This is a genomic window from Thauera phenylacetica B4P (genome assembly GCF_000310225.1).
GTDB lineage: Bacteria > Pseudomonadota > Gammaproteobacteria > Burkholderiales > Rhodocyclaceae > Thauera > Thauera phenylacetica.
Window position 1 is genome coordinate 1 of the sequence record NZ_AMXF01000210.1, and the last position, 7131, is coordinate 7131.

Annotated in this window: 5 protein-coding genes; 1 reads left to right on the forward strand and 4 read right to left on the reverse strand. The window is 69.9% G+C overall.

Annotated features, from left to right (window positions below; translation table 11 throughout):
- Positions 1-141 precede the first annotated feature (141 nt).
- The 3 genes from C667_RS18375 to ypfJ form a co-directional block, all read right to left on the reverse strand.
- Complete coding sequence (locus tag C667_RS18375) at positions 142-633, reverse strand: RES family NAD+ phosphorylase (RefSeq protein ID WP_004374804.1); 492 nt, start codon at positions 631-633, stop codon at positions 142-144.
- Positions 630-1118 carry an Xre family toxin-antitoxin system antitoxin gene (locus C667_RS18380; RefSeq protein ID WP_245538496.1) on the reverse strand — a complete coding sequence of 163 codons (489 nt, stop codon included), beginning with the start codon at positions 1116-1118 and terminating at the stop codon, positions 630-632. Before C667_RS18380 ends, C667_RS18375 begins: the two co-directional genes overlap by 4 nt.
- 641 nt (positions 1119-1759) lie before the next feature.
- Complete coding sequence (gene ypfJ / locus C667_RS18385) at positions 1760-2614, reverse strand: KPN_02809 family neutral zinc metallopeptidase (RefSeq protein ID WP_004374810.1); 855 nt, start codon at positions 2612-2614, stop codon at positions 1760-1762.
- Between the two features lie 1583 nt (positions 2615-4197).
- Here ypfJ and C667_RS18390 point away from each other — a divergent pair.
- A complete protein-coding gene (locus C667_RS18390) occupies positions 4198-5709 on the forward strand; it encodes a KamA family radical SAM protein (protein ID WP_004374812.1) in 1512 nt (503 codons plus the stop codon).
- A gap of 490 nt (positions 5710-6199) precedes the next feature.
- On the opposite strand, the gene C667_RS18395 is transcribed toward C667_RS18390, so the two are convergent.
- Complete coding sequence (locus tag C667_RS18395; RefSeq protein ID WP_004374813.1) at positions 6200-6655, reverse strand: REP-associated tyrosine transposase; 456 nt, start codon at positions 6653-6655, stop codon at positions 6200-6202.
- Positions 6656-7131 lie beyond the last annotated feature (476 nt).

Here is a 7131-nt window from a genome sequence, read left to right on the forward strand (position 1 = left end):
GCGACCGCCTCGCCGCCGCACGCGACCGCCTCGCCGCCGCACGCGACCGCCTCGCCACCGCACGCGACCGCGCACGCGACCGCCTCCCCGCCGCGACGCCTCCATGTAGGAGCGCCGGCAGGCGCGAAAGCGGCGGTGAAATCACCGCAGGCGCCGGTCGTACTCGAAGCGGCGCAACTTCACCGCCCGGATCCCCGCCGCGTCCGGGTGCTGCGGGTTGATAAGGAAATTCGACTCCTCCGCCAGCACCACCGACGGCACCTCCAGCACCGCCGAGCGCATCCCCTCCGCCCATGCCGTCCCCAGGTCCAGGCTCACCTTTCCCGCCGGCTCCGCGTCCCAGCCCACCTGGCGTTCCGCCGCCACCAGCTCGTCCAGTTGCAGCCGCGCCATGAAAACCGCATACGGAATCTCCACCCGAACCAGATACCGGTTCAAGGGCAGCGGATTCACCGCCAGATGCACCAGCGTCTCCAGGCAGGCCAGCGCCGCCGAGCCGGACGTGTACACCATCGCCGTCCCCTTGCGGTTCCAGCGCCCGCCGCTCGACTTCGCGCCCGTTCCGGCCAGGTCGTCCGCGGTGTAATCCGGCGTATCGGTCGCGATCCGCCACACCGGCACTGCTACCTTCACGCGTAGGCCCCGCTTTCCATCCGCGCCAGCACCCCGCGCACCACCTGGATGCCCTCGTTGGTGTCGAGGTAATCGCTCGGCCGCTGCCCGCCCAGCGCGGGGCAGGGCGCGTCCAGCCAGCCCGCGAGCCACAGCGCCGCGTCGAAGCCCGCCGGGTCGCCCGAGCGTGTCACCATGCGCTCGACCTGCGCGATCATGTCCATCACCGCCATCAGGCGTTCGGAATCCGGCGTGTCGAGCCGCCGCGCCTCCTTGATCTTGCGCAGCACCGTCGAGCGCTTGAGCTTGAGCGCATCGATCGCGCGCTCCTTCGTCCACCCCATGCGCCCGGCCAAGTGCGCCACGACCCCGGCCGGAAAGCCGCTGCGCAGCACATCGATCCGATCATCCGGCGCCCAATCGACCACCGCGTCAATCACATCCGCCATCGCCAAACTCCGGCCCGGCCCCAAGCTCGAAACCCCCGCAAGCGAAGTCATGACCATCCTCCTTTCGTCTCATTATAGACAAACGAATGGCCAGGCCAGGACGAAGTGAGGCCGCCTCAACCGCGACGCCCTCGTGTAGGAGCGCCGGCAGGCGCGAATGGGGCGTCGATCTCCCGCGCCGCCGTCGATTGCTCGTCGGCCTCATTCGCGGCTGCCGCCGCTCCTACATTGCACCGGGCGCGATCACGTTGCCGGGTGGCGACCACGTTTTCGGGCGCGATTGCGTCCTCGGGCGCGGTCACCTTCCCGCCGTGACGCCCTCGTGTAGGAGCGCCGGCAGGCGCGAATGGGGCGTCGATCTTGCGCGCCGCCGTCGATTGCTCGTCGGCCTCATTCGCGGCTGCCGCCGCTCCTACATTGCGCCGGGCGTGATCACGTTGCCGGGTGGCGACCACGTTTTCGGGCGTGATCACGTTGCCGGGTGGCGACCACGTTTTCGGGCGCGATTATGTTGCCGGGTGGGGACCACGTTCTCGGACGCGATCACGTCCCCGGGGCGCGATCACGTCCCCGGGGCGCGATCACGTCCCCGGGCGCGATCACGTCCTCGGGCGCGATCACGTCCCCGGGCGCGATCACCTTCCCGCCACGACGCCCTCCTGTAGGAGCGCCGGCAGGCGCGAGCTTCTACGGCCGAACTACAACCTCGCGGTGCTGAACGTATCGCAAGCCTGGAACCGCCCCTCCTGCAGGCCGATGCCGAACCAGCGGCGGCGTTGCTCGGCGCTGCCGTGGGTGAAGCTGTCGGGCACCGCGTAGCCCTGGGTGCGCTTCTGGATGTGGTCGTCGCCCACGGCGGTTGCCGCGGCGAGGCCTTCCTCGATGTCGCCGGCCTCCAGCACGCTGCGGCTGCGGTTGGCGTGGTGGGCCCAGATGCCCGCCAGGCAGTCCGCCTGCAGCTCCAGGCGTACCGAGAGCAGGTTCGCCTCGCGCTCCGATACGCGTCCGCGCGCCTGCTGCACCTTGTCCGAAATCCCCAGCAGGTTCTGCACGTGATGGCCGATCTCGTGCGCGATCACGTACGCCTGGGCAAAATCCCCCGGCGCGCCGAAGCGGTGGTGCAGCTCATCGAAGAAGGCCAGGTCGAGATACACCTTGGCGTCCGCCGGACAATAGAACGGCCCCATCTCCGCCTGCCCGACCCCGCAGGCGCTGCGCGTGGCGCCGGTGTACAGCACCAGCTTGGGCTCGCGGTAGGTCGCGCCGCCCTGCTGGAAGATCACCCGCCAGGTATCCTCGGTGTCGGCCAGCACCATCGACACGAAGCGCGCCTGCGCGTTCTCGGCCTCGGGGCGCTGCTGGGTGGATTCGACCGGCGCCGGGTCGGTCATCGCCGTGTTGAGCACCACGCTCGGATCGATGCCGAAGTACATCGCCACCAGCGCCAGCACGATCGTCCCGATGCCGATCTTGCCACCGCCGCGCAGCCCGCGTCCGCCTTGTCCGCGGCGGTCCTCGACGTTGTTGCTCTCCTTGCCGTTGCGGAAGTCCATGGCGCGCGCTCCATTCGTGGGGAATACGTTCAGCTTAGTGAGCGCGGCGCCCCCGTGGCAAGCCCGGCGCACCGGAACGAACCCCCCGCCCCGCGCCGACGTCGATCGCGCCGGCATCGCCGCTTTCGCGCCTGCCGGCGCTCCTACAGGGGCGGCGGGGGCGGAGCGGCGTTCGCGCTACAGAAACCGCCTCGCGTCCCGGGCCTCTTGTAGGAGCGGCGTTCGCGCTACAGAAACCGTCACGCGTCCCGGCCCCCCTGTAGGAGCTGCGGCAGCTGCGAATGCGGCGGTTCGGCGACCGCGGCGCCGGTAGGAGCCGGGACGCCGCTTTCGCGCCTGCCGGCGCTCCTACAGGGGCGGCGGGGGCGGAGCGGCGTTCGCGCTACAGAAACCGCCTCGCGTCCCGGGCCTCTTGTAGGAGCGGCGTTCGCGCTACAGAAACCGCCACGCGTCCCGGACCTCTTGTAGGAGCTGCGGCAGCTGCGAATGCGGTGGTTCGGCGACCGCGGCGCCGGAAGGAGCCCGGATGCCGCTTTCGCGCCTGCCGGCGCTCCTACAGGGGGCGGCGGGGGCGGAGCGGCGTTCGCGCTACAGAAACCGCCTCGCGTCCCGGGCCTCTTGTAGGAGCGGCGTTCGCGCTACAGAAACCGCCTCGCGTCCCGGGCCTCTTGTAGGAGCGGCGTTCGCGCTACAGAAACCGCCTCGCGTTGCGGACCTCTTGTAGGAGCTGCGGCAGCTGCGAATGGAGCGGTTCAACGACCGCGGCGCCCGAAGGAGCCCGGACGCCGCTTTCGCGCCTGCCGGCGCTCCTACAGGGGACGGCGGGGGCGGAGCGGCGTTCGCGCTACAGAAACCGCCTCGCGTCCCGGGCCTCTTGTAGGAGCGGCGTTCGCGCTACAGAAACCGCCTCGCGTCCCGGGCCTCTTGTAGGAGCGGCGTTCGCGCTACAGAAACCGCCTCGCGTTGCGGACCTCTTGTAGGAGCTGCGGCAGCTGCGAATGCGGCGGTTCGGCGACCGCGGCGCCCGAAGGAGCCCGGACGCCGCTTTCGCGCCTGCCGGCGCTCCTACAGGGGGCGGCGGGGGCGGAGCGGCGTTCGCGCTACAGAAACCGCCTGGCGTCCCGGACCTCTTGTAGGAGCGGCGTTCGCGCTACAGAAACCGCCACGCGTCCCGGACCTCCTGTAGGAGCTGCGGCAGCTGCGAATGCGGCGGTTCGGCGACCGCGGCGCCCGAAGGAGCCCGGACGCCGCTTTCGCGCCTGCCGGCGCTCCTACAGGAAACGGCGGGGGGGCTTGGCTGCATTCGCGCCTGCCGGCGCTCCTACAGGAACCATCTCGCGGCTCGGTCTGTCGTATTTGCACAAAACAACTTTGTGCCCTAGTATTCCTTCGCCAAGCTGCTCCCCAATCCGGGGAGCCTGACGGATTCCCGGTGCGCGGCCCTTGCTCGCCGATGCTTCCTCCCGCGCCCCTCCGTCCGAAGACCGCCCGCGCTGCCGAACCGCAGTCGCCGTGCAGCCGCAACCCGCGGCAGTCGCAGATCCACAGCACAACCACAGCACAACCAGACCAAGGAGACGAACATGAGCGCACAAGTGCATGCTCTCAAGGCCTCGACCCCGCGCGCAGCCCAGCAGCCCGACGCCCTGCGGCCCGCCGTCGCCATCCACGGCCAGGCCGTCCATGCCCCGCGGTCTGCCGCCGCCCAGACCCTCGCCGACCCGGCCGCCCGCCCCACCCAGCTCGTGCCGCCGGTCGCGCAGCACTTCGCCCCCACGCCCTTCAAGGTCTTCACCGCCCGCGACCTCGACCGCATCCCGCAGCTTGCCCGCCTCACCCCCGAGCAGCGCTTCGAGATGAAGGTCGTCGCCGCGGTGCTGCCCTTCCGCGTCAATCAATACGTCATCGACGAGCTCATCGACTGGGCCGACGTCCCCCGCGACCCCATCTTCCAGCTCACCTTCCCGCAGCGCGGCATGCTCGCCCCCGAGCACTACGACCGCATCGCCACGCTGCTCGAGAACGGCGCCGACAAGGACGAACTCGAGCACGCGGTCGCCGAGGTCCGCCACGCCCTCAACCCGCACCCCGCCGACCAGATGCAGATGAACATGCCGCTCGACGAGCACGGCAACCGCATCGACGGCCTGCAGCACAAGTATCGCGAGACCGTGCTCTTTTTCCCCAGCCAGGGCCAGACCTGCCACGCCTACTGCACCTTCTGCTTCCGCTGGGCGCAATTCGTCGGCGACAAGGACCTGCGCATCGCCAGCTCCGAAGCCCGCCAGCTCCACGACTACCTGCGCAGCCACCCCGAGGTCACCGACCTGCTCGTCACCGGCGGCGACCCCATGGTCATGAAGACCCGCCACCTGCGCGACTACCTCGAGCCGCTCCTGCGCCCCGAGTTCGACCACATCCAGACCATCCGCATCGGCTCCAAGGCGCTCACCTTCTGGCCGCACCGCTTCCTCGGCGCTGAGGACGCCGACGACCTCATGCACCTGCTCCAGCAGCTCGTAGAAGCAGGCAAGCACGTCGCGCTGATGGCGCACTACAACCACTGGAAAGAGCTCGAGACCGACGCCGCGCAAGCCGCCATCCGCCGCATCCGCGCCACCGGCGTCGTGATCCGTGCGCAAGGTCCCCTCATCGCCCACATCAACGACGACCCCGCCGCCTGGGCGCGGCTGTGGAAGACCGAGGTCCGCCTCGGCCTCGTCCCCTATTACATGTTCGTCGAGCGCGACACCGGCGCCCGCCACTACTTCGAGGTCCCGCTCGCGCGCGCCTGGGAGATCTACCAGCAGGCCATCCAGCAAGTCTCCGGCCTCGCCCGCACCGCCCGCGGCCCCAGCATGAGCGCCAGCCCCGGCAAGGTCGAAATCCAGGGCGTCACCGAGATCGCCGGCGAAAAGGTCTTCGTCCTGCGCTTCATCCAGGGCCGCAACCCGGACTGGGTGCAGCGTCCGTTCTTCGCCAAGTTCGACGCCCAGGCCACCTGGCTCGACCAGCTCGTCCCCGCCTTCGGCGAGGAGAAGTGGTTCTGGCAGGATGAATACGAAGCCATCCGCGAGGAAAAGCTCGCGGAGTGAGCTCACGCGCGAAAGCCGCCAGGCCCCCGCCGCCCCTGTAGGAGCGCCGGCAGGCGCGAAAGCGGCGTCCGGGCTCGTTCGGGCTCGTTCGGGCTCGTTCGGGCTCGTCCGGGCTCGTTCGGGCTCCTTCGGGCTCCTTCGGGCGCCGCGGTGGCCGAACCGCTTCATTCGCAGCTGCCGCAGCTCCTACAGGGGGGCCGGGACGCGTGACGGTTTCTGTAGCGCGAACGCCGCTCAACCCGCGCCGCCCCCTGTAGGAGCGCCGGCAGGCGCGAAAGCGGCGTCCGGGCTCCTTCGGGCGCCGCGGTCGCCGAACCGCCGCATTCGCAGCTGCCGCAGCTCCTACAGGGGGGCCGGGACGCGTGGCGGTTTCTGTAGCGCGAAAGCCGCTCAACCCGCGCCGCCCCTACACAAACCGCCGCGCGACGTGCCGCCGCGTCCCCAACGCGGGGCACACCGGCATGAACCATCACGCGTGGTGCCAGTCGGCTCACAACCACACCGCGTCCCAATGCGGATACTCCGCGATCCGCTTCACCAATCCCGCGCGGAGGGGGTTGGCGACCACGTAGCGTGCGAGGTCGACGAGATCGTCCTCCTGCCGCACCGCCCGATCATGAAACCCCCGCTGCCACCGTCGAACCTTGGGCGTTCCCAACTCGCGGTTCACCGCCGCGGCCGCGCTCGACTTGAATCGCCCGGCCACGCGCGACAAATCCCCTTCGACCAATTCCACCAGCCAATGCAGGTGATCGGGCATCAACACGTACGCGAGCGTCCGGCAAAGCCCGGTCTCGTCGCTGCGCTGCAGCTCATGCACGACCGCACGCGCCACGCGGAAGTCCGCGAACAACGGCGCACGACCGGCCGTCACCGTCGTCACGAGATAGATTCGGCCGCGTTCGGAGTAGCGCCCCGTCCGCAGGGAGTGTGCATGCCAATTCATGCGGTAAGCATAGCCGACGCTCCAGAAATGCCAAGTGGGAATTTCCGCCCATGCATGAATGCGGCACCTCAGCCGGCGCCGCCCCTGTAGGAGCGCCGGCAGGCGCGAAAGCGGCGGTTCGGCATGTGGCACGCCCGACGCAGCCGTGCGACCGGGCGCCCGATTCGCGCCTGCCGGCGCTCCTACATAAACCCTTGCGCGGGATGGCGTCGTGCTTCACCCCGTGCGGCGTTCGTTCATAAACCGTCGGCGCGAATGGCGTCGTGCTTCCGCCCGCGCGGCGTTCCGGCATCAAACATCGCGCGGGATGGCGGCCAGTGTCTCGCGCGCGACCCCGCCCTGTAGGAGCGCCGGCAGGCGCGAAAACGGCGGTTCGGCATGTGCCACGCCCCACGCAGCCGTGCGACCGGGCGCCCGATTCGCGCCTGCCGGCGCTCCTACATAAACCCTTGCGCGGGATGGCGTCGTGCTTCACC

Coding starts and splice junctions, on each gene's coding strand:
- C667_RS18390 (WP_004374812.1), top strand. CDS start 4,198: ATGAGCGCACAAGTGCATGCTCTCAAGGCCTCGACCCCGCGCGCAGCC.
- C667_RS18395 (WP_004374813.1), bottom strand. CDS start 6,655: ATGAATTGGCATGCACACTCCCTGCGGACGGGGCGCTACTCCGAACGC.
- C667_RS18380 (WP_245538496.1), bottom strand. CDS start 1,118: ATGGTCATGACTTCGCTTGCGGGGGTTTCGAGCTTGGGGCCGGGCCGG.
- ypfJ (WP_004374810.1), bottom strand. CDS start 2,614: ATGGACTTCCGCAACGGCAAGGAGAGCAACAACGTCGAGGACCGCCGC.